The following is a 25,140-nucleotide window of genomic DNA, read 5'->3' on the forward strand; positions in this document are numbered from 1 at the left end:
TCGAACCTTGTTAGAGAAGCAGTGATCACAACCGTTGTCAGGAGCATAAAGTCGTGACAACGGTCTTTAGAGCCCATGATTCTGTGGGTGCTGGAGTCTTAGTGAATATCAGCATTTTCTTCGTGATGGTTTTGAACGGAATATGCAACTTGTGCGTCGACTTCGTTGCCGATGAGCTGGTTTGCTAGACTGTCTGCGAATTGCTGGGCGGCAGGTAGTCCTCCCCAAGACCAGTAGTTAGTAGGAATAATCTTATAGTTGCCTTCTCTCACGCTTGGTAAGTGTCTCCATTGACCATCAGTGAGTAGTTTTCTCTGGCCCCCAGGTGGGTCGTAGGGCGTTTCAAGAAATATCATTTTAGTATTGATGCTAAACAGAGATGTTGCGCTAACCGTGGTCATTCCCCATTGGCCTAAATCTCCCTGCCAAGCGTTCTGAAGACCAAGGCGATTTAACACCATGCCCTCAACACTTCCCTTGCCAAAAACACGAGCATGGCGTTCATCCATTAATTGCACTATTAATAAAGAAGGGTCTGTGTTGTTGAGTTTCCTTTTTAAATCGTCAAAATGGTTGTTGGTTTTCTCAATGTACTGCTCCGATGCGGCAGAGTCATTGACGAGAGTGCCAAGCTGTCGAGTTAACTCTTCCACCACTTCCCAGTGGTTCAGTGCGTCATCGCTTTTAGAAAAGTTATACAGGAGATATTCTTTAACATCAGCAATTTCGCTGAGTCTTGGTAATAAACTAGTATGAGCAGGTGGTGAAATCAGGATATTTTCTGGTGGATGGCCTGCAAGTAATTCAAGATTAGGTAAGTGACGATAACCTAGGTTGGTCGTATTGGGGATAACGTCACTTTGACGTGAGTACGTCTCGTAGCCCTTGAGCCCTGCTAGAAACATAGGTGGATGTCCAATTGCGTTGAGTGTTTCAGCAATTGCGAAGTCAAACGTTGCCAAGGGGACTTCGCTGTTTTCATCGCTGGCCATCAAAAGATTGCTAATCAACAAACCGATTAGCAACGTCGCTGACAAAGCAATTCTTTTATGGCGTATAGAACGATAAAAAGTACCATTTTGATATTTCACGATTATGCCTGTGTTTTTCATATAAATCGGCGTTATGCTGAGTGTTAAATAACTAAATACGTCAGAGTATGGTCAGCTCACAAATACTCTGTATTTTGTGTAAATAATTATTATTTTCATATTATGAATAGCTCTGCCCTGATGTCAACGTTGAGTAAGCATCAGGGCGTCGGGTCGACAGAATATTTTGGCACAGTGGCTTCTTGCTTGCGGGCGTTGGCTGCTGCAGCTGCCCAGCCACCACCTGATGCTGGATTACACCACACTTGATCTGCTAGTGGACGAGATTGTCCTCATCCAGCAAGGACGAAAAGGCGAGTCACCCAAACCGCTGCCATTCCGATACTTCGTAGCGCAGGCAAGGTATTGAGGGCGCCGAACGGGCATTGGGTATGTTTATTAATACGTTACCTATCCGCATCAGGCTGGGTACTAAAAGTGTGGCCGATGGCTTAAGCGAAACTCATAACGAGTTGGCCGAACTGCTGCACCACGAGCATGTCAATCTAGGTCTAGCCCAGCGTTGCAGTGCTTTGCCTGGGGGAGCCCCGCTATTCACGAGCTTGCTGAATTATCGATATAGTTCACCTCAACAAGAGGGGGGCACGCCGCTCATAGCTGGGAAGGCATTGGGCAATCGAGGTCGCACTAACTACCCGGTAGTGATGTCAGTAGACGACCTCGGCGAGGGGGGGGGCAAAAGTGTCGTTGCCTGGGTTAGCGCTGCGGCTATTCAATTAATTCAGCATGCTGAGAAGCTGTGATGTTGTTTTTTAGAGTTTCCAGCCCCTCGTGAAGCGTGGGAAAGAGGCTTTTATTGAAGTTTCTCCACCGTAATTCAATGATGGAGTCATCGGGTTCGATATGAGTTTCTAATAGATCGTAGATGACTTCGCCAGAATCAATTCCGCTGTCGACAAAGTGGAGTGAGGCGCCGGTCTTGTTGATAGCAGGAGTGCTTTCGGTCTCCATTGTCTGCCAGTTGATAACTTTTTTTCCTTGAGCCCCGTACAGTGCATCAAGTGTTGCCGAGGCACCTCGTCTTTGATAGGGAGAGTCTTGGCGCGTAATACCGGGATGGATATTGACGATCTTGCGATAAAAAGGACTCTGGGGGCGGATGAGCTCGTCTAGAATAACTAATAGTCCGTCAAGGACGACGACGTCTGCTTCGATTGCCACTAACTTCTCTAGCAAGCTTTTTTCAAACGTCGACTTCGCAGGGAGTCTATCGGGTGAGTCGCTTGGTAAGCGTCGGTAAGTGGATGGTATAGAGCAAAAGAGGTCGTCAATGTGGCGCCCCGACACTAAGAGCTCTTGTGGCAATATCCATGGCCTTCCAGGATGACGACAGAAACCATAGTCTTTGAGCTTCTCTTGGTCTTTTATTGAGCCTTCATCGTCATCATAAATCACTGTTTCCAGAGAGTAGGCATCGCCTAGCGGAGTCTCGTTGAGAGATGTCACCAGATACTCAAGAGGGGACATCATGTACTGTTTCTCCCCCTTATACTCAATGTATTGCCCAGCTTTATCGGCTGCAGCATTTCTCAGTGACAGGATATAAGCTAGTTTTAATTTAGACATGTTTTACCCATGCTTTTTAATAGTAGATGGTGGTCTTAAGGTGCATCAGTCATGCTGCTTCAACGCCTGTGCTCTAACCGAGAACGTATTGAAGAACGGCATCTAGTTGCTAAGTCCAGTGGCCAAGAGGTGGCCTGACCACTGCTACGATTTATGAAAGTGAGTTGGTGAAAACTAAGGTGTAGTAGCTGCCTCCTTGCAGGGTGAAGGGGCATAAAAAGCTGCTGCATGATCTAATGCATCGCATATCTCGCTTGTTCGTGCCGCCAAAATCGACAGCAGGGTATCGCTTAAACCATGGGTGGGCTCGCAGCTGCCTTGCAGGAAAATAGCCGGTTTGAACTCAGGCTTGGTGTAAAGCTGATAGTGGCGATTGACAGCAAACTCAGGCAGGTAGTCCGCGACGGGGGCCAGTAGCTGTTTATGGGTGTCGCGTACATAGCCGGTGGCTAACACTACTGCGTCGTAGCGGGTGATATCCGTATGACCAGTCTCTAAATCACGCACGTTTAGCTCAACGCCTTCAGGGCCTGCTTCACTGCCGATAACCTCATGGCGGCGACGGAAGCGGTGGCGGGCCTGGCCGGTTACTTTTTGCTGATAGAACACATCGTAAATCTCCTGAATCAACGCCAAGTCAGGGGCTGAGTAGTTGGTGCTTTTGTACTCCTGCAGCAGTGCTTCCCGCTGGCCGGTGGGGTTGTTGAACACGTAGTCGGTGTATTCGGGGTTGAAAATCTCGTTGACGAAGGGGCTATCGTCGGAGGGTTTAAAGGCCCATGCCCGGCTAATCAGATCCACCTGAATGCCTTCACGGCCATGCAGGTCAAGGAATATCTCAGCGGCGCTCTGGCCGGCACCGATCACGGCGATGCGTTTGGGGGCGTCTTGCTTCGCCAGCTCTCTCAGATAGTGGCTGGAGTGGAAGACCCGTGGGTCGTCTTTTAGCCCGGCGAAGCATTCAGGCACATTGGGCGCACCCCCCACGCTGATTACCAATGAACGGGTGAGCCTTTCCTGCACCGCGCCACTCTCATCCCGTGAACGCACGCGGAGGTAGGCGACCTCGTCGTTATCAGTTTCGGGCAGCACTTCAAACACATCCTCTCCATAGGTGCACTGGTGTTCAAAGTGGCTGGCAGTCCAGCTTAGGTAATCATTGAACTCATGACGGCTGGGGAAGAAGGTCTGCAGGTTGATAAAGTCCTGCAAGCGGCCTTTGCTGTGAAGATAATTGAGGAAGCTGAAACGGCTCCCAGGGTTACGCGGCGTGACCAGATCTTTGAGGAAAGAAATCTGCATATGGGCATTTTCCAGCAACATATGCGGGTGCCAGGCAAAGTAGGGCTGACGCTCAATAAACAAGGCATCCTTCGCTCGCCCTGCCTGGCGCTGTTCGTCGAGCGCAATGGCCAGGGCAATATTGGAGGGGCCGAAGCCGATGCCGATCAAGTCGTGAATATGCATAAGAGTCCTCGTGGCTGACGAGCCAATAAAAAATCACTCCGCCGGAGGGGCGGCGTTACTGGCTTCCTTATCTAAGGACGAATGAGAATAAGGCTTGTTTACATAAAAATTGCTTAACTTTTTGCGTGAGCGGTTCGTCTGTATGGATAGGTGTCGCTTTCCAACGAGGTGAATGTGCTTTCCTATCTGTTTCGTCGAACTCGCGGGTTGATGACCGCTGCTGCGCTGGCCAGCATTCTCTCGGGGCTTTTCAGCGTGCTGCTGATTGCCCAAATTAATGCGGCGTTAACCAGCGACTCCGCCAGCCGCGCCAATGCTGCCTGGGCCTTCGCGGGTATCGCCGTGGCCCTAATGGTCTGTCGGATGGTGTCGGCGGCGCTGTTTGAGCGGTTGGGGCAGCGTGCTCTGGCCGAGTTACGCAGTTTTGTCGCCCAGTGTGTGGCCGAGACCTCCTTTGCTCAGTTCGAGCGTGTGGGCAGTGCGCGGATCCAGTCAGCACTCACCGAGCACAGCAACAACGTGGCGGTGCTGTTCGTTAGCTTGCCGGTGATTTTGACCAATACGGTCATCGTGGTGGGGTGCTTGGGCTACCTGGCAATGCTTTCATGGCAGTTGTTTTTATTTGCACTTGGGGTGATTGGGCTGGGCGCTGTCGGCTACCACCTGGTGCACTTACGCGCTATTCATTACCTACAGTCCGCTTCATCCGAGCAGGATCGTCTGTTTGGACATTTCCGCGCGCTGACCGATGGTGCAAAAGAGTTGCGGCTACACCAACGCAAGAGCCGGGTCTTTATGGATCAGATACTGGGGGAGTCGGTTGAAGGCGTGCGGCGGCTGCGTACCTATGGCATGTCGCTGTTCGTGATCTCGACCAGTTGGGGGCAGTTCCTGATGTACGCCTTTATCGGTCTGGTGCTGTTTGTGTTGGCGGGCGATGGGCCTAATCAAACCCAGGTAATGACCGGTTTTGCCCTGGTGTTTGTATTTATGGTGACCCCCCTTGAAGGCTTGCTGATCAATATTCCGCGAATCAATATGGCGCGGGTAGCCGCTAGCCGAATTGATGACATCGCACGAGAGATGCCCCAGGGGCAGGAGAGACAAGCGACTACCCAGACTACCCAGATGCCTGCTTTGCAGCATCTTGAGTTGCGCGAAGTCACCCATCAGTACTACCACGAGCAGAGCGATGACTTCTTTGAGCTGGGGCCGATTAATCTGAGCTTTACGCCGGGGGAAGTGGTGTTTCTGGTGGGGGGCAACGGTAGCGGTAAGACCACGCTGGCCAAAGTAGTGGTGGGGCTTTACCCGCCGGAAGGTGGCGAGGTATTGCTCAATGGCGAGCGGGTGGAAGCGGATGGCTGGGATGCCTACCGGCAGCTTTTCTCGGTGGTGTTCTCAGACTTCCATCTCTTTGAGCGCCTGTTAGAGGCACCGCGTGATGGCCTGGACGAGGAGGGTAATCGCCTGCTGGCCAAGTTGCACCTGCAGCACAAGGTGCGGGTTGAAAACGGTGCGTTCACCACCCAAGCACTCTCCCAGGGCCAGCGTAAGCGTCTGGCGCTGGTGGTGTCCTACCTTGAGGATCGGCCCTTCTTGGTGTTTGACGAGTGGGCGGCGGATCAGGATCCGTTATTCAAAGAGGTGTTTTACTGCGAGGTGTTGCCCGAGCTAAAACGCATGGGTAAAGCGGTGCTGGTGATCACCCACGATGACTGCTATTTCCACCTCGCGGATCGGTTGGTGCGGCTGGAGAGCGGCAAGCTGTTGGCGACAGAGCCGATGGATGGTGAGCAGCCGACTAGTGAGGCGGTGGAGGCAAGTGTGACGTCCTAGCAATCGCGCGCAGCTATATGCTGCGCTATTACATGACTGCTATCGCTTAAACATGTCGTCCAGGCTAGTGGCGAACAGCAACTCTCGCATCCAGTTTTTCAACTGATCATGGTCGGCTTGTGCAAGCGCCGTTTCCACCCACTCGGGTACCTCACCAAATTTAAAGGTGAGTTGCGTGCGCACCATATCGCGGGCTTCCTCCAAACGTCCTTCTTGCCGCCCTTCCTGCCGTTCTTTTTGGCGCCAGTTTTCTATGTTTTCTGCCAACATATCTCTGTCCTCCACTAAGCTATGTAACTGATCCAGATTGATGTCTGCATTCAACCGTTGCAGGTGGCGTTTGAGCCAACGGGTTAGAATTTTATCAATCCGCTCTTTGTTTGGGCCGTTCTGGATAATGCTGACGATCCTGTTTACTGCCTGTTGTAGCGAGGTGTGGTCGATCGAGGCTTTTTCAATTCCAAACACACCGCTTAAAGCACTGTGGCGCTGGGCTAATTCCTAATCAGTGTAGGCGCCTTCGTCTATTAAATAATAGCGTAAATGTGGCTGGTAGGGCTGTAAGAAAGCAGGAGGCTCGGGCTGCACCATGTCGTAAATATCTTGCTTGGCCTGCCAGCGTCGCGAACCATTATACAGCACGATGGGAAATACCGGCGGTAGCCCTTGGCTGGCGGAGGTGGCGTTATTTTTCAATAGGTGATCGTAGAAGCAGGCGACGTAGTGCATGAGCCGAATCGGCATGGCGTGATCGATTGTAGATTGAAACTCGAGTAGCAGGTAAAGATAGACTTCTTGGGTAGCGCCTTGCCAATTCACTTGCACTGACCAGACCAAGTCTTCAAATTTATCTTCAAACAGCGGGGTAATGTAATTACCGCTGTGTAGCTGCAACGTTGTGAAATCCATCAGCTCGGCAATGCCTGGGGGTGTAAAGCCTTCAATGAGCTGTTGGACAAACTCGGGGTAGCTGAAGAGTTCTTTGTAGCCAGTGTCGTAGTGGTTAGCCATGAGGTTTCCTGTCGTTTTACTACCTAAGAATTCTAATCCAAATTTTTGCCTGCCACTTCCCCCCACATACGCGCCAGTACCCGGTCTTTGAGCCAGAAGCGGTGAATCAGCGCCATCATGATGTGGCCGATGACTAATCCACCTAGCAGCCACGAGAGCGGGCCGTGAAGAAGCTCGGCTGGGGCGATCATCCAGGTGATATCGCGTTCCGCTTCGGGCAGCAGCTCCATGCCATAAAAGCGTAGCGCCCCGCCGCGGCCGTACTGGCGCAAAATAGCGAAAGCGGGCAACCACATTAGTAGCCCATAAAAGGTGATATGGACAAAGCGCGCCAAGCGCCCACCTAGCCCTGGCGTGTAGGGTGGGCGTTGTTTGCGATTTATCCATGCCCAGCCAAGGCGCGCCAGCGTCACGATCAGAATCATAAATCCTAATGAGCCGTGAGGCCCGATGCTCGCCAAGAACAGCGTGATAGCGTTTTCGCCCATTCCTCTCCAGGCCAGCAACACGGTAAATTGCAGCGTGACCAGCGCGGCGGTCAACCAGTGAAGTGTACGGCTGACCCGCCCATAGCCGTTGGGGCTGTCTCGCCAGCCAATAGGCGTTTGAGCTGGCTTGCTTGTGAGATCACTGTTTAACGCCGTGTTGTTTGCTGTTCCTTTAACCATTGGCCTTGCCCAGGCGCCAGTAGCCCATGCTGGTAACGTACTGCTTGGGGAGCCCACACTCGTTGACCAAATAGCGACGCAGCTTCATGGCGACCTTGGTTTCAGCGGCGATCCAGGCGTAGAAGGGCGCACTGTCATCCAGGGTGGCGGGTTCCCAGAGTGGGCCGTCCTCATCGTCGCTTTCGTCATTGGTCGTGGCGTTAGTCGTGGCGCTGGTAGTAGCGTTAGCAGGCGTGCCGCCTAGCGCTTGAATTTCCGTATGTAACTCGATATCGCGCAGTGCCCTCATCAGCAGCTCACCGTGTTGGCAGCCGGGTTCAGCGTCACGGGCCAGCCAGCGCAATTTGGCGTTCTGGGGTAGCGGCTGAACATCGTCGTGGCGAGGCACTTCGAACAGCGCTTCGACCTTGGGTTTGAGCGGCAAATCATCAAGGGTTTCCAGAATACCTGCGGCGGCGGGGAGGGCGGTTTCATCGGCGATGATCAGAATACGGCGTACGCCTTGGGGCGGTTTCCACTCATAGCCCAATTTCGTACCTTCTGCGTTAGCGGCGGGGGCTGTCATGGCAAGGCGGTCACCGGGACGAGCGTGCATTGCCCAGCGCGAGGCGGGGCCATTGTCGCCGTGGAGTACAAATTCAACGTCCACCTCAGACTGCTCCGGGCGTAGGGCGCGGATAGTGTAGGTGCGCGCTGAGGGCCTTTGAGCATCCGGCAGTGCGCGGTAGGCGCCGTACCAGTCGTGCTCTTCCAGCTTGGCAATCTCAAACAGCGGGTCGAGACTGCCACCGCCTTCGGGGAAGAACAGCTTGACGCGCTGATCCGGTGCGTAGGTCGCCATTTGGCTGACCTCTGGGCCAGTAAAAGTGAACCTGACTAATGAGGCGCTGACTTGGGTGCGCCGGGCGAGGGTGATATCGAAAAGCTGATAGCTCGGTTTAGCTGCCATTGTGATGTCTCCTTTATATAAGGAGTCAATTGTAGTGCTAATTATTATCATTTAGAATCGTTGTTAGTTATTCAATCGCTAATTTCCATAAACTCGTTTGCATAAATAGTAAGGCTAAGAAAATGACGCTGCTGCCTACCACGTCTCTTTTGGCGAACTGTCCGGTTATCACAAAAGGGTGCTCGCTATGTTAGGCGCCGCGCAATTTACCCAAAGAATGGGGGGAATGTCGCCTGCTAAAGCCTGCCTATTACTTAGCCTGCCGATGGTGGTGCTGTTTTGGGTGGGCCTAGAGAGCCAAGGCGGTTTTACTCTGGGATTGCAGGCATTAGTGGCCCCCTCTTTTGAGAACGTTGACGAGCTGTTGCTTTACTACGCGTGGTGGCCGCGCCTTTCGATCGCGCTGCTAGCCGGGGGCGGCTTGGGGTTGGCAGGCGTGCTTATGCAGCAGGTGCTGCGCAACCCGCTGGCCTCGCCCACCACCTTGGGGGTGGCATCGGGCGCTAACCTGGCGCTGATGACCGCCACCTTGCTAGCGCCGGGGCTGCTTGTCGCCGGGCGCGAATGGGTCGCCTTATTGGGCGGTGCGCTAGCGGTTGGATTAGTGTTTCTGCTCTCCTGGCGGCGCGGGCTGGCGCCGATCGTGGTGGTGCTTGCGGGCCTGGTGGTCAATCTATACCTGGGGGCGCTGTCTACGGCGCTGCTGCTATTCAACCACGAGGCGCTCTCAGGGTTGCTGATATGGGGTGCCGGTTCGCTGGCGCAAAACGGCTGGGACGGCGTTGCGATCCTCTGGCCTCGGTTGGCGATTAGCTGTGTGGCCGCGTGGTTTTTGCTGCGCCCCTTGGCGGTGCTGGAGCTGGATGATGCCAGCGCCAAGAGCTTAGGGGTCTCGCTGACTTATCTGCGCTTTGCGGGGATGGGGCTGGCGGTGTTTATTACCGGCAGCATTGTCAGCGTGGTGGGCATCATCGGTTTTATCGGCTTGGCAGCGCCCAATATCGTGCGCATGGCCGGTGCGCGTCGCTTAGGGCCGCGGCTAATCTGGTCGACGCTGTTGGGGGCCGTGCTGCTGGCGACCACGGATCTGCTGCTGCAGCAGTTCGGTGGCATGGTGGCGGCCTTTATTCCTACCGGGGCGATTACCGGTGCCCTGGGGGCGCCGCTGTTAATGTGGCTGATTCCACGCCTGAAACTGCAGGGCGACCAGCCGCCGAAAGGGGCGGGTGTTTTCGCTCGCCGTCACCCGGCGCCTTCCCGTTTGGCCACCGGTTTAGTCCTCGCGCTACTAGGCGCCACGCTGCTTGGGCTGCTCGTTGGCCAAGGTGTCGATGGCTGGTACTTGCTGTCGCCGGATAACTGGAATGTGATGCAGTGGCGCATGCCCCGGGTGATGGCGGCCGCCGCCAGCGGGTTGATGCTGGCGATTGCCGGGACGATACTCCAGCGGCTTTCTGCCAATCCCATGGCCAGCCCCGAAGTTCTGGGTATCAGCGGTGGCTGTGCCATTGCGCTGATTCTAGGAATTTTCCTGCTGCCTGCGCCCACCAATATGATGCTGATTGGCGTGGGTACCCTGGGGGCTTTCGCGACGCTGCTGGTGTTGGTGGGTATCAACCGCAAGAGCGGTTATCTCCCCGAGCGCTTGCTGCTCACCGGGGTGGCGGTCAGTGCGCTGTTTGATGCAGTGCGCAGCGTGATGCTGGCGGGCGGCGACCCTCGTGGCCAGCAGGTGATCGCTTGGCTGGCGGGCTCTACGTATTACGTGGATATCACCAATGCGGTGGTGGTCGGGGGGATTGCCGCCGTGCTGGCGCTGGTCACGCTGCCCTTCACCCGCTGGCTGGATATCTTGCCCTTAGGCGCACCAACGGCCAAGGCGCTTGGGGTAACGCTCAACCGTGCCCGTTTGGCGTTGCTGCTACTGGTGGCGCTATTAACCGCTTGCGCCACCCTGGTGGTGGGGCCGCTTTCGTTTATTGGCCTGCTGGCGCCGCATATGGCGCGACTGGTCGGCTTCTCCCGGGCGGGGCAGCATCTGCTGGGTGCTGCGTTGATCGGCATGCTATTGATGGTGCTGGCGGACTGGGTGGGGCGCCAGATTATTTTCCCCTATGAAATTCCGGCGGGCTTGGTCGCTTCACTGATTGGCGGTGCCTACTTTATGTGGGGGCTGCGGCGTTTGTAATCACCAGCGCTTTTAGCTGTTAAAGAAAACAGAATGCCGGGGAGTTGTGGTCATGGAGCTGTTGAGGATTGTATGGCGTGATTATCGCTGGCCGTTTGTGGCCGTGGTACTGCTTAGCCTGACAAGCGCTGGCTTGGGCATTGGTGTTATCGCCTTTATCAATCAACGGCTGCTGGGCTCCTTCACCGACCCCTGGCGCATCCTGCCCGAGTTCCTGGGTCTGATAGCGCTGCTACTGGTCATTACCCTGACATCACAGTTGGCGCTGACCACGTTGGGCCACCATTTCGTCTATCGGCTGCGGGGGCAGTTGATCAAGCGAATTCTGGATACCAATATCGAACGCGCCGAGCAGATTGGCAGTGCGCGTTTGTTGGCGAGTCTCTCCACCGATGTGAGTTCAGTGACCGTTGCGTTTATACGCTTGCCGGAACTGGTGCAGGGTGGGGTGCTGACGGTAGGCGCTACCCTTTACCTGGCGTGGCTTTCGCCTGCCATGCTGGGCGTCACCGCGCTTTGGGTGATCGTGACTATTTTAATTGGCATACGCTTGGTGGCCCGGGTCTATGGGCATATGGCCAAGCTGCGCGACATACAGGATCGTCTCTACGCGGATTATCAGTCGGTGATCGAAGGGCGTAAAGAGCTGGCGCTCAACCGTGACCGCGCCGAATGGCTGTATCGCGATGTCTATACGCCTAATGCAAAGGAGTGTCGGCGTCATTTTATTCTTGGTGATACCTACCATCTCAGCGCGGTGAACTGGTTCAACATCATGATGCTCGGGGCCATCGGCGTCGCGTTCTTTTTGGCCAACGGCCTGGGCTGGGCGTCGGTGCAGGTAGCTACGACTTTCTCACTCACACTGCTGTTTCTGCGGGCGCCGCTTATGCAGGCCATTGGCGCCTTTCCGACCTTGATTAACGCCCGAGTGGCGTTCGAAAAGATCAGCAGTTTAGACCTGGCCGAGCACCGCGAGGCGTTCGGCCACTCTGCGCTGCGCCACGACTGGCAAGAGCTAACTCTGGAGCAGGTCAGCTATCGCTACCCGGATGAGGAATCCCGGCCGGGCTTTGCTATCGGCCCTATCGACCTGACCTTGAAGCGTGGCGAAGTGGTATTTCTGATCGGCGGTAACGGCAGCGGGAAATCGACCTTGGCGAGACTGCTAACCGGGCTTTACCAACCCCAAAGTGGATGTGTCCGAGTCGATGGCAGGCCGCTGCAGGAGGAGGACTGGACACGCTATCGCCAGCACTTCTCGGCCATTTACACCGACCTGCATCTCTTTGACCGTTTGATGGGCCCTGCGGGCGAGTCACCCGACCCCGCGCTGATGGAGGAGTGGCTTGCCGCACTGGGCATGCGCAGTAAGCTCGACTTCGACGGCGATCGCATCACCAACGTCAACCTCTCCCAGGGCCAGCGAAAGCGCTTGGCGATGCTATTAGCGGTCGCTGAACAGCGCGACCTATTGCTGCTAGACGAGTGGGCCGCCGACCAAGACCCGCAGTTCCGCCGGGTCTTTTACCGCGAGCTGTTGCCCCAGTTGCGGGCGCTGGGTAAGACGCTGGTGGTGATCAGCCACGACGACCACTACTTCGACCAGGCCGACCGGCTGCTGGAAATGCGCCAGGGGCAGTTGGTAGAGCTCACCGGCGAACAGCGAGAAGCTGCCAGCCGCGATGCGGTGGCAAGGGTGAGTGGGTAAATGAAGGTGCTAGGGTTAGGCCAGATATATTTTGGAAGCCAGGAAACACCTTCACAACCGCCACCCTAGGCCTTCATTCAATGAACCAGCGGCGGGCATTGTGGTAACAGATATCCGCAATGATCTCATCAAGCAGTTTGTGATCATTCGGCGCCAGTCCATCAGTAACCCAACGCCCGACGATGCGGCAAAGCAGCCTTCTGAAATACTCATGCCGGGGAAAGGACAAGAAGGAGCGACTGTCCGTTAGCATGCCGGTGAAGGTGGACAACAGGCCCATTTGCGCCAGGTGGTTCATCTGGTTTTCCATGCCGTCAAGTTGGTCATTGAACCACCATGCAGTCCCCGCCTGTACCTTGCCTGCTATGCCACCGCTTTGAAAGTTACCCGCCGTGGTGACGATGATGGGGTTTTTACTGGGATCCAGCGCATAAAGAATGGTGCGCGGCAGCTCATTGGTGCTATCCATGCGATCCAGCAATTTGTTTAACGGCTCGGCGATGGGCTTATCTTGAATGGAATCAGCACCTGAGTCGCTGCCAGCCGCCGTTAATATTTGCGTACTGTTATTACGTAGTGGCCCTATGTGAAGTTGCATCACCAGGTCAGCTCGCGCGTACGCACGGCCAAGCTCTACCAATACGGCCATACGGAAGCTCTCTGCTTCCTTTGTCTCTAAAGCTTTGCCCTGGCGGCCTTTTTTCAAAATGGCATCAAGCTGGCTAGCGCTTAGCTCATCGGCCTTCTCTAGCTGCCCAATACCGTGGTCGGCAGCACGGCAGCCGTTGGCAATGAAGTACTCCAGGCGATCCGTGAGTGCGCTTACCAGATGCTCGAAGGTACTGATGGGCTGTCCGGTCAAGGTCTCGAGTTTTTCAAGGTAGGTGCTGAATCCCGAACCTTCGATGGCCAGCGCGCGATCCGGGCGAAACGTAGGCACCATGGTAAGCCCGTCTTTGTGTGGCGAGGCAGCAAACGCTTGGTGGTGCTCAAGGCTGTCGAGCGGGTCATCGGTGGTGCCAATGAGTTCGACCTTCATTTTCTTTAGCAAGCCCTGGGCGCGGAACTCAGGCTGGCTCAGCATTGCTTGCGTGCTTTGCCAAATCTCATCTGCGGTATCGCCGTTGATCAATTTGCCCTCATCACCAAAGTAGCGCCACAGTTCGAGATGGCTCCAGTGGTGCATGGGGTTGCCAATTGCCTTAGGCAGAATCTGGGCAAACGCCTGAAACTTCTCTTTGTCTGTCGCGCTACCTGTAATGTGAGATTCAGGGACGCCCGCCCAGCGCATGACACGCCATTTGTAGTGGTCATGACTCAGCCATAGGTCGCCCAGGTTGTCCCAGCTGCGGTTGTTAGCTACTTCTTCGGGCGGAAGATGGTTGTGGTAGTCAATAATCGGCAAGTCCGCGGCCACATCATGGTAGAGGCGACGAGCTGTTTCTGTATCCAGCAAGAAATCAGTGTGTAGGTAGTTATTCATAGAAAAGCCTTCTGGTTTAACGTTTCAGCAATAGCGGCTCGTGCAAAAGCGCCAAAGTAATGTGTTATCACTGCTCACGACGCTTCTCCCACGGTGATGAGCCCGCCATGCTCTATGACGCGACCACCGTAGTTCAAGGGGCGGTTTTCTCCTGCAGGTAGCACTATATTGAGCTGTGAAAAAGGCACAGGCATATCGCCAGTATGGCTGATTTGCAGCCCCAAACTATGCTCATTGCCGGTAAGCAGCAGAGTAGTGATGCAGTGCGGGCCATCTTTGGACTCGCCGTCATCATCGTAAATCAGTGAGGTGCAGGAAAACGATCCAGGCTGTGGAAACAGTGCCAACGTTCGGCCAACTTGCGCCTCCGGCGTTGCTTTCATGGCTTCATTAGCAAGCGGCAGTATTGATCCCGCCTTAACAAACAGCGGCATATCCGCCAATGTAACCGGCTTCTCGAACCAGGTTCCAGGGGGATGCAGTTGGCCTGTCCAGTAGTCCCACCAGCCTGCATGGTTGTCGGGCAGATAGATACGCCGCTTATCTGCACCTTGCTCAACCACAGACGCCACGAGTAGATCTCTCCCTAGAAGGAAGTCGTCGGTGTCTGCATAGGTCTGTGCGTCATTCTCATGGTCGAGAAAGGTGGGCCTTAGCATGGGTTCGTGGTTGGTGACTGCCTGCCAAAGGCAGGTATAAAAATAAGGCAGCAAGCGGTAGCGGAATTGGATAGCGGCTCGGATGCCTTCGGCAGCGCTGGGGTGCGTCCAAGGCTCGGTCACAGAGCCATCGTTGTTCCAACTGTGAATGGAGAACCGGGGATGAAATATGCCGTTCTGAACCCAGCGGAGTAAAAGCTCCGGGCCAGGCTGGGGGCCAGCAAACCCGCCGACATCATGCCCAATGTTGTAGATACCCGAAAGCGACAGGCCCAGCCCCATGCGGATATTCCAACGCAGGCTCTCCCAACTGGTTTTGTTGTCTCCCGTCCAGGTCTGGGCAAACTGTTGCAGGCCCGCACAGCCTGACCGGGTCACCACGTAGGGGCGATGTTGAGGCACATGTTGTGACTGTGCCTCCCATGAAGCATGAACCATCAACAGCGAGTGCAAGGGCCGTATCAACCCCACTTCGATCTCTTCACCAAAACCAACGCAGCGAGCGCCATGATCCCACACTTCAAATTCGTTGTTATCATTCCAGGTGGAAGTGATGCCGAGGTTCAGCAGTTGTTGAGTGACGCTCTCTTTCCACCAGCTGAGCGTATCAGGGTTGGTGAAATCAAGGTGAGAACCTTCATCGTCCCAGAAGCTGGAAAGCTCCGGCGTGTCAGATTCACTGTCTTGGATAAATAATTTATTGTTTGCCACTTCTGCGTAGCGCGGGTGGTTCCTTAACAGGCAGGGTTTGATGTTGGCGATCAATCGCACCCCAGAATCATTAAATGCTTTCGTCAACGCGGTTGGATCAGGCACCTTGTCGTTATTCCAATGAAATACATAACGCTTATCTTCAATGGAGGTGTAACCCGAAGAAAGATGAAAGCTGTCGCAGGGGATGGCCTCGTTCTCCAGCTTGCGCAAAAAACCGATGAGCTGATCCTGAGCGTCGGGTGCATCGGTATAGGCCATGGTTGACCCTGAATAGCCCAGCGACCAGCGCGGCGGAAATGCCATCCCGCCGGTTAATTCCAACTGGCTCTTCACCAGGTCTAGAAGCTGTGGAGACCAGCGGAAATAGTAATCCAGGTCGCCATCATCGGCGGTAAAGGAGCGATAAGGGGCGTGGTAGTTATCAAGCTCCTGCCCTATGTTCAACACACAGGTGTTTAAAGTGTCGTAGAAGATACTAAAATTACCGGTGGACGCGGTTTGGGTCAGGGTGAACGGCAGGTGTTTATACAGTGGGTCGGTGCGCTCTGCGTCATATCCCATGGCGTCTAAGCTGCGCATCTCAAAACGCCGCCCCGTCCGCTCCAACAGCCCGGCTTTTTCGCCCAAGCCATAAACCCGCTCATCGGGGTGCCGACGTAAATAGTGGGCGTGGGCATGGTTCTTAACGCCCAGCATATAAGCGCCGGTGGGTCTGTCTTCAGTTAAATACTTCCAGCCCTCATCCACGAAGGCTTCCCACCTAAAATGCAGCGGCTGAGAGACGGTGAGCCGTAAGGCATCTGTCTCGATCTGCAGCTGGCCATCCGACCACCCAAGCTTGTACTGGGGACAACTGAACCCCGTCAGCGAATCACGTGAGCGGCCCTTTGGTAAGGTGTTGCCATCCGGGTTTACCGTCCAAGAGCGGTTAAGACGCCATACGCCATCTTTTAGCAGCCGCACGCGGAATAACTGGTTGTCTAGAATGTTGATACAGATTAAATGTTTACCCTGCACTCTCAGTTGTATTGTGGTGTCGTCGTAGTGCTCCAGGCGCCAGTTTTTTAAGGTTTTCATTGTTTATCCTTTGATTCCTGAATTCAGGATTTAACGGTGGTCATCACCTGGAACCAACTCGTTAATAACCTAAAATAAGCTGGGGCAAAAATAAGCTGATTTGTGGAACGAAGGTCACCAGCAGAACAATGGCTATCAAGACTAAATAGAATGGCAGGATGGGTTTCATCACTTGACCAATACTCACGCCACTGATGGAGCAGCCGACAAACAGTGCTGAGCCTACTGGCGGGGTACAAATACCGACGCAGAGATTGATCGTCATGATAATGCCGAAGTGAACCGGGTCTATACCGAGATCCTGCATCACTGGCATAAGGATAGGGGTGAAGATAAGCAGTGCCGGTGTCATGTCCATAAAGGTACCAATCACCAACAGTACTACGGTAATGCACAGTAGAATGATAATCGGATTATCGGATATGCCGATCATAAAAGAAGAGATCGTTAAAGGTATGTCGCCGAATGCCATGGCGCGGGACATGGCAATAGAACAGCCGATTAAAAATAATACGATGGACGTTGTGACAACCGAGTCGATAAAGATCTTAGGAAGATCCGTTACCCCTATTTCTCTATACCAACATAAAGACAGGAGCAGTGAATAAGCAACTGCGATCGCTGAGGCTTCGGTCGCCGTAAAGACGCCACTAATAATCCCGCCAATTACCACCACAATAAGGCCTAAAGGCAATATCGCCTGGCGTACTGCTGATTTAACTTCAGCAAGGGAGGGTTTTTCCGCGACGGGGTAGCCCTTTCTTTTAGAGATAATCCCTGCCACAACCATCAGTGATAAGCCCATGATGATGCCGGGGAGATAACCTGCCAAAAAAAGCGCGGCTATCGACGTGCCGCCAGTAATCAGCGAGTAAACAATGAGTGTTGTGCTGGGGGGAATCAACAGGCCCGTAGGACAAGAGGTGACGTTAACGGCTGTCGAAAAAGCAGGATCATAACCCTCACGCTTCTGGATGGGCGCCATCACGCCCCCAACGGCTGCGGCCGACGCAACGGCTGAGCCGGATAAAGCGCCGAACAGCATATTGGAAATGATATTGACGTGGGCAAGCGAGCCAGGGAGTCTTCCGGCAAGCACTTTCGCTAAATCGATTAGACGAAGTGCGATGCCGCCTCTATTCATGATGTTGCCAGCCAAAATGAAGAAGGGGATGGCGATTAACGTAAAGCTATCAAGCCCCGAAGCAATTTGCTGGGCAACTATGCTGAGGGATTGGTCGACGCTCATGAATAACAGGAAGGTGAGTGTCGCAGATACACCAATCGCGAACGCAATGGGGATGCCTAAGACCATTAAAAGCGCGAACGACCCAAAAAGCACCAGGACGGTTATATTCATATTAATCTCTCTCTTGTGGAGCAGGTGCTTGTTGCGGATCGATAGTGAAGCCGCCCTCCGACTTGGGGTTAAGCCAAACCCGCCCTAAAAAGATAAAACAGTAAAAAATGATGATCAGTCCCGAGACCGGAATTGGGCCATATACATAGCCCATGGGGAGCCTCAAGGTGGGTGTGATTTGGCCTGATGCCAGCGTTCGGGAAACCATTTGCCAACCGCCCCAAACCATGACAAAGAAGGCAAAGCCAGCCACGATTAACAATATGAGTGTATTTAGTAACTGACGTGAGCGGCCGTTTAAGGCAAGGGGCAATATATCGATGGCGAGATGCCGAGCTTGGCCAAAGGTGTAAGCACCTCCAAGTAGCGCTAACCACATGAACAACAAGCGAGCGATTTCACTTGTTACTGTGCTTGGTGTACCTAGTACGTATCGGGATAACACCTGCCACGTCACACTGACGACGATGATCAACAGTATTAAAAACACAGACGTGCCAAGCACATAGTCCATTGTGCGTTTCATACGTAAGACCTCTGGTTTTATTTTTGTGTATAGGTGACTAGCTCCTTACTTCCTAGTCATTATGCAGAGAGTCGCTTCTACTCTAAAAGATGTCAACCAATTTGTTTTATTGGTTGACATGGTATGGTCGGTAAGCCATCTTGCATCTGTAACCTAGAAAGTGAGTGCCTCGATGACAGTCGGCTTTCACGACAACAAACACAACAACAAGCAGGAGAAACAACTGATGACAACAAAAGCCTTGCGACATACGGCTCTAATCAGTGCGGCGCTGTTCGTGTCAGCGGCCTCAGCTCAAGCCCAGACACTTCGGTTGAACCACAATAATCCTGAAGACCATCCTACTCATGTCAGCATGCAGTACATGAGCGAGCGTCTTTCAGAGCTCACTGATGGTGAACTGGATATCCGTATCTACGCCAATGCTCAACTTGGCTCGCAGCGTGAATCCATGGAGTTAGTGCAAAACTGTACATTGGATATGGCGCGCAGCAATACCGCCGAACTGGAAGCGTTTGAGCCAATGTATAGCGCCATGAATTTACCTTTCATTTTTGAAAGCGAAGAGCATTTTGAAAGGGTCATTAACGGAGATATTGGCCAAGATATCCTTAACGCGTCACGTGATAAAGGGTTCATAGGGGTTGCCTTTTTGACTGAGGGGGCCCGCTCCTTTTATGGCGATCGCGCTATTCACTCGCCGGCAGACCTGGAGGGCCTGAAAGTGCGTGTGCAGCCGAGCCCATCCGCTATCAGAATGGTAGAGTTGCTGGGAGGTAGCCCGACCCCCATTGATTGGGGTGAGCTCTACAGCGCGCTGCAGCAAGGGGTGGTCGAGATGGCAGAGAATAACCCAACGGCCCTGACGAACGCGCGTCATGGCGAGGTCGTAAGCAATTTCTCGCTTAATGAACATACCATCATTCCTTCCGTGGTAGTCATCTCCAGCTGCGCCTGGGATCGTATGTCGGAGGATCAGCAAGAGGCGATGAGACAAGCAGCATCAGAAGCTCAGGCGTTCCATTCCGAGTCCTGGAACAAAGCGGCAATGGCGGCATTGGAAACCGCTGAGACTGAGATGGGGGTTGAGATTAATGAAGTAGATAAAGCACCCTTTATTGAAGCGGTCATGCCTATGCACGATGAAGTGGCCAACCAATCTGCTGAGTTGGCCGACCTAATCAGCCGAATCAAGGCAGAGGCTAACTAAAACCGCTGCAGGGGAGGTGGGAGATGCTAGAGCGATCATCCTTGGCTGAGAATGCCCTAACGTCGTTACATGACGAAAAATATGACGTGCCGTTCAATCTGCAAAATCTGAACCACACAACAATGGTGTTCACGAAAGGCCGCACGTCGACGTCGCTTAACGGCAGTTGGAATTTTTGCGTGGATTTGCTTGATACAGGTCTGCGTCAAAAATGGTATGAAATGCAGCCGGCCAACCCTGTCGATCGAGTTGAACCCTGGGACTACGACCCATTTATGGGTGAGTCCATCCCGGTGCCCTCAAACTGGGCCATGTTAAAGGAAAAATGGTACTTCTTTGAGGGCAGTGCGTGGTACACCAAAAAACTGGTCAAAAAAAAGGGTAGCGCCGCTGAATCAGGCCAACGCTACATCCTTAGGGTCGGTGCGGCTCAGTACGACTGTAAAGTATTTCTTAACGGAAAATTCCTAGGCAATCACTATGGCGGCTCGACTCCCTTCTACGTTGAGTTGACGGATGATCTTGCCGAAGAAACCAATTGGCTGATGCTCTGTGTCAATAATACTCGTACGCTGGATCGCGTACCGATGCGCAATACAGACTGGTTTAATTACGGTGGCGTTTACCGCGAGGTCGAGCTATTTAGCTTACCCAGAGAATTCATTCGCGATATGTTCATTCGCCTTTCTCAGGATGGAAGGGCGATAGAGGTTGATGTAGTTGTTGATAGCGCTGTTGATGGCCCCAGCATTCACCATGCTCATCTTGAAATACCTGAATTAGGCATTGCTCAAAAGATTAGCATTGAACATGGCAAAGGCACCTGCCGAATAGCAGCAGAACCAGAGCGATGGTCGCCTGAAAACCCACGCCTGTATAAAGTGGTGCTGACTGCTGGCGAAGACCGTATTACTGACAATGTCGGCTTCCGCTCCATCGTTCGCCAAGGGGTCGATATTCTCCTAAACGGTGAGCCTATATGGCTACGTGGCATTTCTGTCCATGAAGACGATGACATCCTTGGGAAAGTGACGTCCGATGAAGACATTCGCAGACGGCTCGCACATGCGAAAGAGCTCGGGTGTAATTTTCTTCGCCTCGCGCACTACCCCCATCATGAACGCGCAGCTGAACTAGCTGATGAGATGGGCTTTTTACTGTGGCAAGAAATTCCCGTTTACTGGGCCATTGACTTTGATAATCACAACACACTTAAAGATGCTAAAAACCAACTCATTGAGTTAATAAAGCGTGACCGCAATAGAGCTAGCGTTATCATTTGGTCGATTGGCAACGAGAATCCAGATACGGATAGCCGTCTCTCTTTTATGCGTGACCTGGCTGAAACTGCACGCCTAAACGACCCCACGCGCTTAGTCGCTGCAGCGTGTCTGATTAACCATGCAAAATTGAAAATTGAGGATCGGTTAGTCGACCATTTAGATGTTATAGGCATTAATGAGTATTACGGTTGGTACGATGAAAACTTCGACGACCTGTACGCCATCGGAAAAAATTCCGACCCTGATCGTCCCGTCGTCATTTCTGAAACAGGGGCGGATGGCGATAACTCATCTCAAGGCCCGTCTGAAGGCCTGTTCAGCGAAAAATATATGGCGGATGTGTACCGGCGACAGATCGATACGCTGCAAAAATTAGCGTACATCAAAGGCATGTCGCCTTGGATTTTATACGATTTTAGAGTTGAGCGAAGACAAAATATCTTTCAGAGAGGGTTCAACCGGAAAGGGTTGATTGCTGCTGATAAATCTACAAAAAAAGAAGCATTTAATATTCTAGCTTCTTTTTACCACTCTATAAAAGATTAAAAATGGAAATGAAATCTAATGCATAAAGGTTTACGGCGTTACCAAGAGCTGGCTCGCGACTTAAAGATTTTGATTCAGCAGAAAGGGTATAAAGTCGGCGATCGTATTATGACTGAGCGTCAGATTTCAGAGGCTTTGAACGTGGGCAGATCCGCAGCGCGCGAAGCCATACTCATGCTTGAAATTGAAGAGCTGGTTGAAGTGAGGAAAGGGTCTGGCATCTATTTGCTTTCCGACAGTCGCTCGGTAGCACAGCCTGTTGTGGATGATATAGGACCGTTTGAACTGCTACAGGCAAGGCAGCTGTTGGAAAGCAGCATCGCCGGCTTTGCCGCGGTATCAGTCACCAAAAACGATATTGTACGTATGCGAGAAGCGCTTGATATGGAGCGTAAGGGCATTGAAGAGAAGAATAACGACTACTCCAGTGATGAGCTATTCCATCGCCTAATAGCAGAGGCGACGCAAAACAGTGTGCTGGTCGATATGGTTTCTGAACTGTGGGCCAAAAGAGACCAAAGCTTGATGTGGGCCAGGCTGCATGAGCGGATATTTGATACCAACTACCGGGAAAAATGGCTAAAGGATCATCAGGATATTCTCTCTGCACTGCAGCTAAAAGATGCCGAAGGGGCGCGTAAGGCGATGTGGACTCATTTAGATAACGTCCGAGACACCCTAATGGAGCTTTCCGACGTGGAAGATCCGAATTTTGACGGTTATCTGTTTAACAAGAGCACGATTTAATAAGAGCATTATTTAACACTAATAATACGGGGGAGAAGATTGATGAAACATACATGGCGCTGGTTTGGGCCGGACGATCCAATCAGCTTGTCAGATGTACGACAAGCGGGCTCGACTGGTGTTGTGACGGCTCTGCATCACTTACCGAACGGTTGTGTGTGGCCCTTGAGTGAAATCATGGAGCGTAAAGCTATTATCGAAGCTGCTGGGCTTGAGTGGACAGTGGCAGAAAGCATTCCGATACATGAGGATATAAAGACTCACGCCCATGGTTGGGAAACACTGGCCGATGCCTGGGCAGAAAGTGCCATTAACCTTGCCGAGGCTGGCATAAAAACCATCTGTTACAACTTTATGCCGGTTCTTGATTGGACCCGGACGTCCTTGCGCCATGAGTTACCTGATGGCGCCTTATGCTTAAGGTATGACGCGCTTAGCGTCGTCGTTTTTGATTTGCTTATACTGCAGCGCCCCGGCGCAGCGTCAGATTATGACGAGAAAACGCAGGAATCAGCCCGGGCTCGCCTATCTGAAATGAACGCAGATCAGGTTGAGGAGCTAACGAATACTATTATTGCTGGCCTACCCGGCGCTGAAGAAAGCTACAGTCTCGATAGCTTCAGCGAGCGGCTCGCTGCCTACAAAGACATTACCGCCGAGGTTTTGAGAGAAAACCTCGCTTCGTTTCTCTCAAGAGTTATCCCAAAGATAGCGCATACCGGCGTTCGATTAGCGATTCACCCAGACGATCCACCGTATTCTCTGTTCGGGCTGCCGAGAGTGGTCTCAACCGCTCAGGACTTAAGAGACATTGCGAATATGGTTGATTCGACGGTAAATGGCTTCACGCTCTGCTCTGGATCACTGGGCGTACGAGCTGATAACGATGTGCATGCAATATTGCAAGAACAGGCAGATAGAGTGCACTTTTTACACTTACGAAATACTACCTTGGAAGCAGATGGGGCCAGTTTCCACGAAGATGCCCATTTAGAGGGTGATACCGATATGGTTCGCCTGGTCGATATCATTCTGGACATTGAAGCAAAAAGGGGCGAACAACTTCCCTTCCGTCCAGACCATGGTCATGCGATGTTGAGTGATTTGCGCAGCGACTTTAAACCTGGCTACCCGGCAATCGGGCGTTTGCGCGGCATGGCGGAAATTCGTGGTGTTGAGCGTGCGCTTCAGTTCAAACGTTCCAACAAACCATAGCCTTGGAATCAAAATAGATAGGCTGTGTGTAAGAGGGTGAGTATAAGAAAAACTAATACCCCATTAGCAGGATGATTTTTAACAATCAGCATTCCCGGTTACTTTATTGCCAGATTAATTAACGCGACGCTAATTCCGGCAATGGGGGCAGGGCAATGTGGGAAAGTTATATCACCGGGCTAGTGGTGTGCGGCGGGATTATCATGGCGATTGGGGCGCAAAACGCCTATATCCTAGGGCTGGCTATTCGTCGTGAGTACCACTGGTGGTCGGCAGGGTTGTGTATCAGCGCGGATATTATCCTGCTCACGGCGGGCATGTTTGGGGTGAGTGCTTTTCTGCTGACGATGCCCAACGCATTGGAGGCAATGCGCTGGGTGGGCGTAGTGTTTTTAAGCTGGCTGGCGGCTCAGGCGCTGTTTAGAGCCTTTAGCGGGCGGCAAGGGTTAAGTGCCGAAGCGGGCAAAGCGCGCAGCTTAACCAAAGTGATTTTCGCCACCCTTGCCGTCACCGTGCTTAACCCTCAGGTGTATCTGGATACGCTGCTGCTGATACCCGCCATTGGCGCCCAGCAGGAGAGCGCCGGTGTTTTTGTGGCGGGAGCCTCGACTGCCTCCGTCCTCTGGTTCAGCCTGCTGGCCTGGGGCGGCGCTGCGCTTTCGCCTTGGCTTTCAAAACCCATCGCATGGCGCATTATCGATGGCCTGATTGGCTTGATGATGGCCGGCATCGCCGTGCATCTTGCTTTAGGGGCATCCTCTCTTAGCTAAGCCGCTTACTGGTTGATAGCGGCTCGTTTTTAATGACGACTAAAGTAGGCCTCCATCACCGCGATGACTTTGTCGATATCTGCGTCATCAAGATCACGATGGGTAACGAAACGCGTGGCGTAAAGCAGCTCAATCAAAATGCCGTGTTCTTTTAGCCAGGCGGAGAGTGGCTTTACATGCTCGTCGGGAAAATGCGCGAATACCATATTGGTTGCCTGAGCGCTGATCTCGACTCCTGGCAGCTTTGCTAAGCCCGCTGCAAGGCGCTCTGCACGGCGGTGATCGTCGGCTAAGTCTGCCACGTGGTGATCTAACGCATACTGGCAGGCCGCGGCGATAATACCTGATTGGCGCATGCCACCACCCACCACTTTACGCCAGCGCCGAGCGTGGTCGATCAATGCTTGTGAGCCCACCAGCGCCGACCCTATTGGCGTACCCAGGCCTTTTGAGAAGCACAGCGACACGCTATCGAACGGTAGGCAGAGCTGCTTGAGCGAGGTGTCGGTTGCGACAGCGGCATTGAATAAGCGCGCGCCGTCTAAATGCGTTGCCAGGCCACGCTCGCGGGCAAGCTCAGTGGCTCTTAAAACGTAGTCTGTGGACAGCACTTTGCCGCCAATGGTGTTTTCTAATGCCAGCAGCTTAGTACGCGCAAAGTGAAAATCGTCGGCTTTAATCGCGGCACTGATTTTTTCCAGTGGCAGCGTGCCATCGGAGTCGTTCTCGATGGGCTGTGGCTGAATGCTGCCTAACACCGCTGCGCCACCGCCTTCATAACGATAAGTGTGGGCCGACTGCCCAACAATGTACTCATCGCCACGCTCGCAATGGGCCATTAGCGCCACTAGGTTGCTTTGTGTGCCGCTAGGAAACAGCAGCGCCGCGTCTTTGCCTGCCTGCTCGGCCAGATTTGCTTGAAACGCGTTGACCGTTGGGTCATCGCCCCACACATCATCGCCAACCGGGGCGGCCATCATGGCGTCTTTCATGGCAGAGGTCGGACGGGTCACCGTATCACTGCGTAAATCAATCATGC

Annotated in this window: 21 protein-coding genes; 9 read left to right on the forward strand and 12 right to left on the reverse strand. The window is 53.2% G+C overall.

Features of this window, described 5'->3' with window-relative positions:
• Positions 1–98 precede the first annotated feature (98 nt).
• The gene (locus SR894_RS04125; protein ID WP_166650419.1) at positions 99–1,091 is read right to left on the reverse strand and encodes an ABC transporter substrate-binding protein; all 993 of its coding nucleotides are present in this window, start codon (positions 1,089–1,091) and stop codon (positions 99–101) included.
• Between the two features lie 392 nt (positions 1,092–1,483).
• On the opposite strand from SR894_RS04125, the gene SR894_RS22930 reads away from it, so the two are divergent.
• Positions 1,484–1,855, forward strand: coding sequence for a condensation domain-containing protein (locus SR894_RS22930; RefSeq protein WP_208862715.1), 372 nt, complete (start codon positions 1,484–1,486; stop codon positions 1,853–1,855).
• Here SR894_RS22930 and SR894_RS04130 read toward each other — a convergent pair.
• Together SR894_RS04130 and SR894_RS04135 are read right to left on the reverse strand one after the other, a co-directional pair.
• Positions 1,821–2,678 carry a formyltransferase family protein gene (locus SR894_RS04130; protein WP_133732957.1) on the reverse strand — a complete coding sequence of 286 codons (858 nt, stop codon included), beginning with the start codon at positions 2,676–2,678 and terminating at the stop codon, positions 1,821–1,823. The two genes, SR894_RS22930 and SR894_RS04130, sit on opposite strands and share 35 nt — an antisense overlap.
• 174 nt (positions 2,679–2,852) lie before the next feature.
• Positions 2,853–4,145: a lysine N(6)-hydroxylase/L-ornithine N(5)-oxygenase family protein gene (locus SR894_RS04135; RefSeq protein ID WP_133732956.1), complete on the reverse strand. Its 1,293-nt coding sequence runs from the start codon at positions 4,143–4,145 to the stop codon at positions 2,853–2,855.
• 174 nt (positions 4,146–4,319) lie between these two features.
• Between SR894_RS04135 and SR894_RS04140 the strand changes: the two genes are divergently transcribed.
• Complete coding sequence (locus tag SR894_RS04140) at positions 4,320–5,984, forward strand: cyclic peptide export ABC transporter (RefSeq protein ID WP_223287853.1); 1,665 nt, start codon at positions 4,320–4,322, stop codon at positions 5,982–5,984.
• A gap of 39 nt (positions 5,985–6,023) precedes the next feature.
• Here the strand turns inward: SR894_RS04140 and SR894_RS04145 are convergent, their stop codons facing one another.
• From SR894_RS04145 to SR894_RS04160, 4 genes are read right to left on the reverse strand one after another with little or no spacing between them, the layout of a single operon-like run.
• Entirely contained in the window at positions 6,024–6,452 is a 429-nt protein-coding gene (locus SR894_RS04145) for an RpnC/YadD family protein (protein WP_208862714.1), read from the reverse strand.
• 33 nt (positions 6,453–6,485) lie between these two features.
• Positions 6,486–6,995, reverse strand: a complete 510-nt coding sequence (locus SR894_RS04150) for an Rpn family recombination-promoting nuclease/putative transposase (protein WP_208862713.1) — start codon at positions 6,993–6,995, stop codon at positions 6,486–6,488.
• 32 nt (positions 6,996–7,027) lie between these two features.
• On the reverse strand, positions 7,028–7,663 hold the full coding sequence (locus SR894_RS04155) for a cytochrome b (protein ID WP_133732954.1): 636 nt from the start codon (positions 7,661–7,663) through the stop codon (positions 7,028–7,030).
• Positions 7,656–8,612, reverse strand: a complete 957-nt coding sequence (locus SR894_RS04160) for a siderophore-interacting protein (RefSeq protein WP_133732953.1) — start codon at positions 8,610–8,612, stop codon at positions 7,656–7,658. Before SR894_RS04160 ends, SR894_RS04155 begins: the two co-directional genes overlap by 8 nt.
• Positions 8,613–8,799: 187 nt before the next feature.
• On the opposite strand from SR894_RS04160, the gene fhuB reads away from it, so the two are divergent.
• Together fhuB and SR894_RS04170 are read left to right on the forward strand one after the other, a co-directional pair.
• Positions 8,800–10,800 (forward strand): Fe(3+)-hydroxamate ABC transporter permease FhuB, encoded by a 2,001-nt coding sequence (fhuB, locus tag SR894_RS04165; protein WP_133732952.1) that lies wholly within the window; start codon positions 8,800–8,802, stop codon positions 10,798–10,800.
• A 52-nt stretch (positions 10,801–10,852) separates the two neighbouring features.
• Positions 10,853–12,511 carry a multidrug ABC transporter permease/ATP-binding protein gene (locus tag SR894_RS04170; protein WP_133732951.1) on the forward strand — a complete coding sequence of 553 codons (1,659 nt, stop codon included), beginning with the start codon at positions 10,853–10,855 and terminating at the stop codon, positions 12,509–12,511.
• Between the two features lie 73 nt (positions 12,512–12,584).
• Here SR894_RS04170 and uxaC read toward each other — a convergent pair whose 3' ends face one another.
• The 4 genes from uxaC to SR894_RS04190 form a co-directional block, all read right to left on the reverse strand.
• Positions 12,585–13,994, reverse strand: coding sequence for a glucuronate isomerase (uxaC, locus tag SR894_RS04175; protein WP_133732950.1), 1,410 nt, complete (start codon positions 13,992–13,994; stop codon positions 12,585–12,587).
• 74 nt (positions 13,995–14,068) lie between these two features.
• On the reverse strand, positions 14,069–16,444 hold the full coding sequence (locus SR894_RS04180; protein WP_133732949.1) for a glycoside hydrolase family 31 protein: 2,376 nt from the start codon (positions 16,442–16,444) through the stop codon (positions 14,069–14,071).
• A 61-nt stretch (positions 16,445–16,505) separates the two neighbouring features.
• Positions 16,506–17,804, reverse strand: coding sequence for a TRAP transporter large permease (locus SR894_RS04185; protein WP_133732948.1), 1,299 nt, complete (start codon positions 17,802–17,804; stop codon positions 16,506–16,508).
• 1 nt (position 17,805) lies between these two features.
• Positions 17,806–18,330 (reverse strand): TRAP transporter small permease, encoded by a 525-nt coding sequence (locus SR894_RS04190; RefSeq protein WP_133732947.1) that lies wholly within the window; start codon positions 18,328–18,330, stop codon positions 17,806–17,808.
• A 226-nt stretch (positions 18,331–18,556) separates the two neighbouring features.
• On the opposite strand from SR894_RS04190, the gene SR894_RS04195 reads away from it, so the two are divergent.
• From SR894_RS04195 to SR894_RS04215, 5 genes are all read left to right on the forward strand, one after another.
• Positions 18,557–19,540 carry a TRAP transporter substrate-binding protein gene (locus SR894_RS04195; protein WP_133732946.1) on the forward strand — a complete coding sequence of 328 codons (984 nt, stop codon included), beginning with the start codon at positions 18,557–18,559 and terminating at the stop codon, positions 19,538–19,540.
• A gap of 23 nt (positions 19,541–19,563) precedes the next feature.
• Complete coding sequence (locus SR894_RS04200; protein WP_133732945.1) at positions 19,564–21,369, forward strand: glycoside hydrolase family 2 protein; 1,806 nt, start codon at positions 19,564–19,566, stop codon at positions 21,367–21,369.
• An 18-nt stretch (positions 21,370–21,387) separates the two neighbouring features.
• Positions 21,388–22,116 (forward strand): FCD domain-containing protein, encoded by a 729-nt coding sequence (locus tag SR894_RS04205; protein WP_088700839.1) that lies wholly within the window; start codon positions 21,388–21,390, stop codon positions 22,114–22,116.
• 42 nt (positions 22,117–22,158) lie between these two features.
• Positions 22,159–23,331: a mannonate dehydratase gene (gene uxuA / locus SR894_RS04210; protein ID WP_166650418.1), complete on the forward strand. Its 1,173-nt coding sequence runs from the start codon at positions 22,159–22,161 to the stop codon at positions 23,329–23,331.
• A gap of 155 nt (positions 23,332–23,486) precedes the next feature.
• Entirely contained in the window at positions 23,487–24,101 is a 615-nt protein-coding gene (locus SR894_RS04215) for a LysE/ArgO family amino acid transporter (protein WP_133732943.1), read from the forward strand.
• Positions 24,102–24,130: 29 nt separating this feature from the next.
• Here SR894_RS04215 and ltaE read toward each other — a convergent pair whose 3' ends face one another.
• On the reverse strand, positions 24,131–25,138 hold the full coding sequence (ltaE, locus tag SR894_RS04220) for a low-specificity L-threonine aldolase (protein WP_133732942.1): 1,008 nt from the start codon (positions 25,136–25,138) through the stop codon (positions 24,131–24,133).
• Positions 25,139–25,140: the final 2 nt, after the last annotated feature.

This window comes from Vreelandella neptunia (assembly GCF_034479615.1).
GTDB classification, from domain to species: Bacteria; Pseudomonadota; Gammaproteobacteria; order Pseudomonadales; family Halomonadaceae; genus Vreelandella; species Vreelandella neptunia.

Bases quoted from the DNA above. Each gene is read 5' to 3' on its own strand.
- SR894_RS22930 (WP_208862715.1), top strand. From the start codon at position 1,484: ATGTTTATTAATACGTTACCTATCCGCATCAGGCTGGGTACTAAAAGT.
- SR894_RS04130 (WP_133732957.1), bottom strand. From the start codon at position 2,678: ATGTCTAAATTAAAACTAGCTTATATCCTGTCACTGAGAAATGCTGCA.
- SR894_RS04135 (WP_133732956.1), bottom strand. From the start codon at position 4,145: ATGCATATTCACGACTTGATCGGCATCGGCTTCGGCCCCTCCAATATT.
- SR894_RS04150 (WP_208862713.1), bottom strand. From the start codon at position 6,995: ATGGCTAACCACTACGACACTGGCTACAAAGAACTCTTCAGCTACCCC.
- SR894_RS04155 (WP_133732954.1), bottom strand. From the start codon at position 7,663: ATGGTTAAAGGAACAGCAAACAACACGGCGTTAAACAGTGATCTCACA.
- SR894_RS04160 (WP_133732953.1), bottom strand. From the start codon at position 8,612: ATGGCAGCTAAACCGAGCTATCAGCTTTTCGATATCACCCTCGCCCGG.
- fhuB (WP_133732952.1), top strand. From the start codon at position 8,800: ATGTTAGGCGCCGCGCAATTTACCCAAAGAATGGGGGGAATGTCGCCT.
- SR894_RS04170 (WP_133732951.1), top strand. From the start codon at position 10,853: ATGGAGCTGTTGAGGATTGTATGGCGTGATTATCGCTGGCCGTTTGTG.
- uxaC (WP_133732950.1), bottom strand. From the start codon at position 13,994: ATGAATAACTACCTACACACTGATTTCTTGCTGGATACAGAAACAGCT.
- SR894_RS04180 (WP_133732949.1), bottom strand. From the start codon at position 16,444: ATGAAAACCTTAAAAAACTGGCGCCTGGAGCACTACGACGACACCACA.
- SR894_RS04185 (WP_133732948.1), bottom strand. From the start codon at position 17,804: ATGAATATAACCGTCCTGGTGCTTTTTGGGTCGTTCGCGCTTTTAATG.
- SR894_RS04190 (WP_133732947.1), bottom strand. From the start codon at position 18,330: ATGAAACGCACAATGGACTATGTGCTTGGCACGTCTGTGTTTTTAATA.
- SR894_RS04195 (WP_133732946.1), top strand. From the start codon at position 18,557: ATGACAACAAAAGCCTTGCGACATACGGCTCTAATCAGTGCGGCGCTG.
- SR894_RS04200 (WP_133732945.1), top strand. From the start codon at position 19,564: ATGCTAGAGCGATCATCCTTGGCTGAGAATGCCCTAACGTCGTTACAT.
- SR894_RS04205 (WP_088700839.1), top strand. From the start codon at position 21,388: ATGCATAAAGGTTTACGGCGTTACCAAGAGCTGGCTCGCGACTTAAAG.
- uxuA (WP_166650418.1), top strand. From the start codon at position 22,159: ATGAAACATACATGGCGCTGGTTTGGGCCGGACGATCCAATCAGCTTG.
- SR894_RS04215 (WP_133732943.1), top strand. From the start codon at position 23,487: ATGTGGGAAAGTTATATCACCGGGCTAGTGGTGTGCGGCGGGATTATC.
- ltaE (WP_133732942.1), bottom strand. From the start codon at position 25,138: ATGATTGATTTACGCAGTGATACGGTGACCCGTCCGACCTCTGCCATG.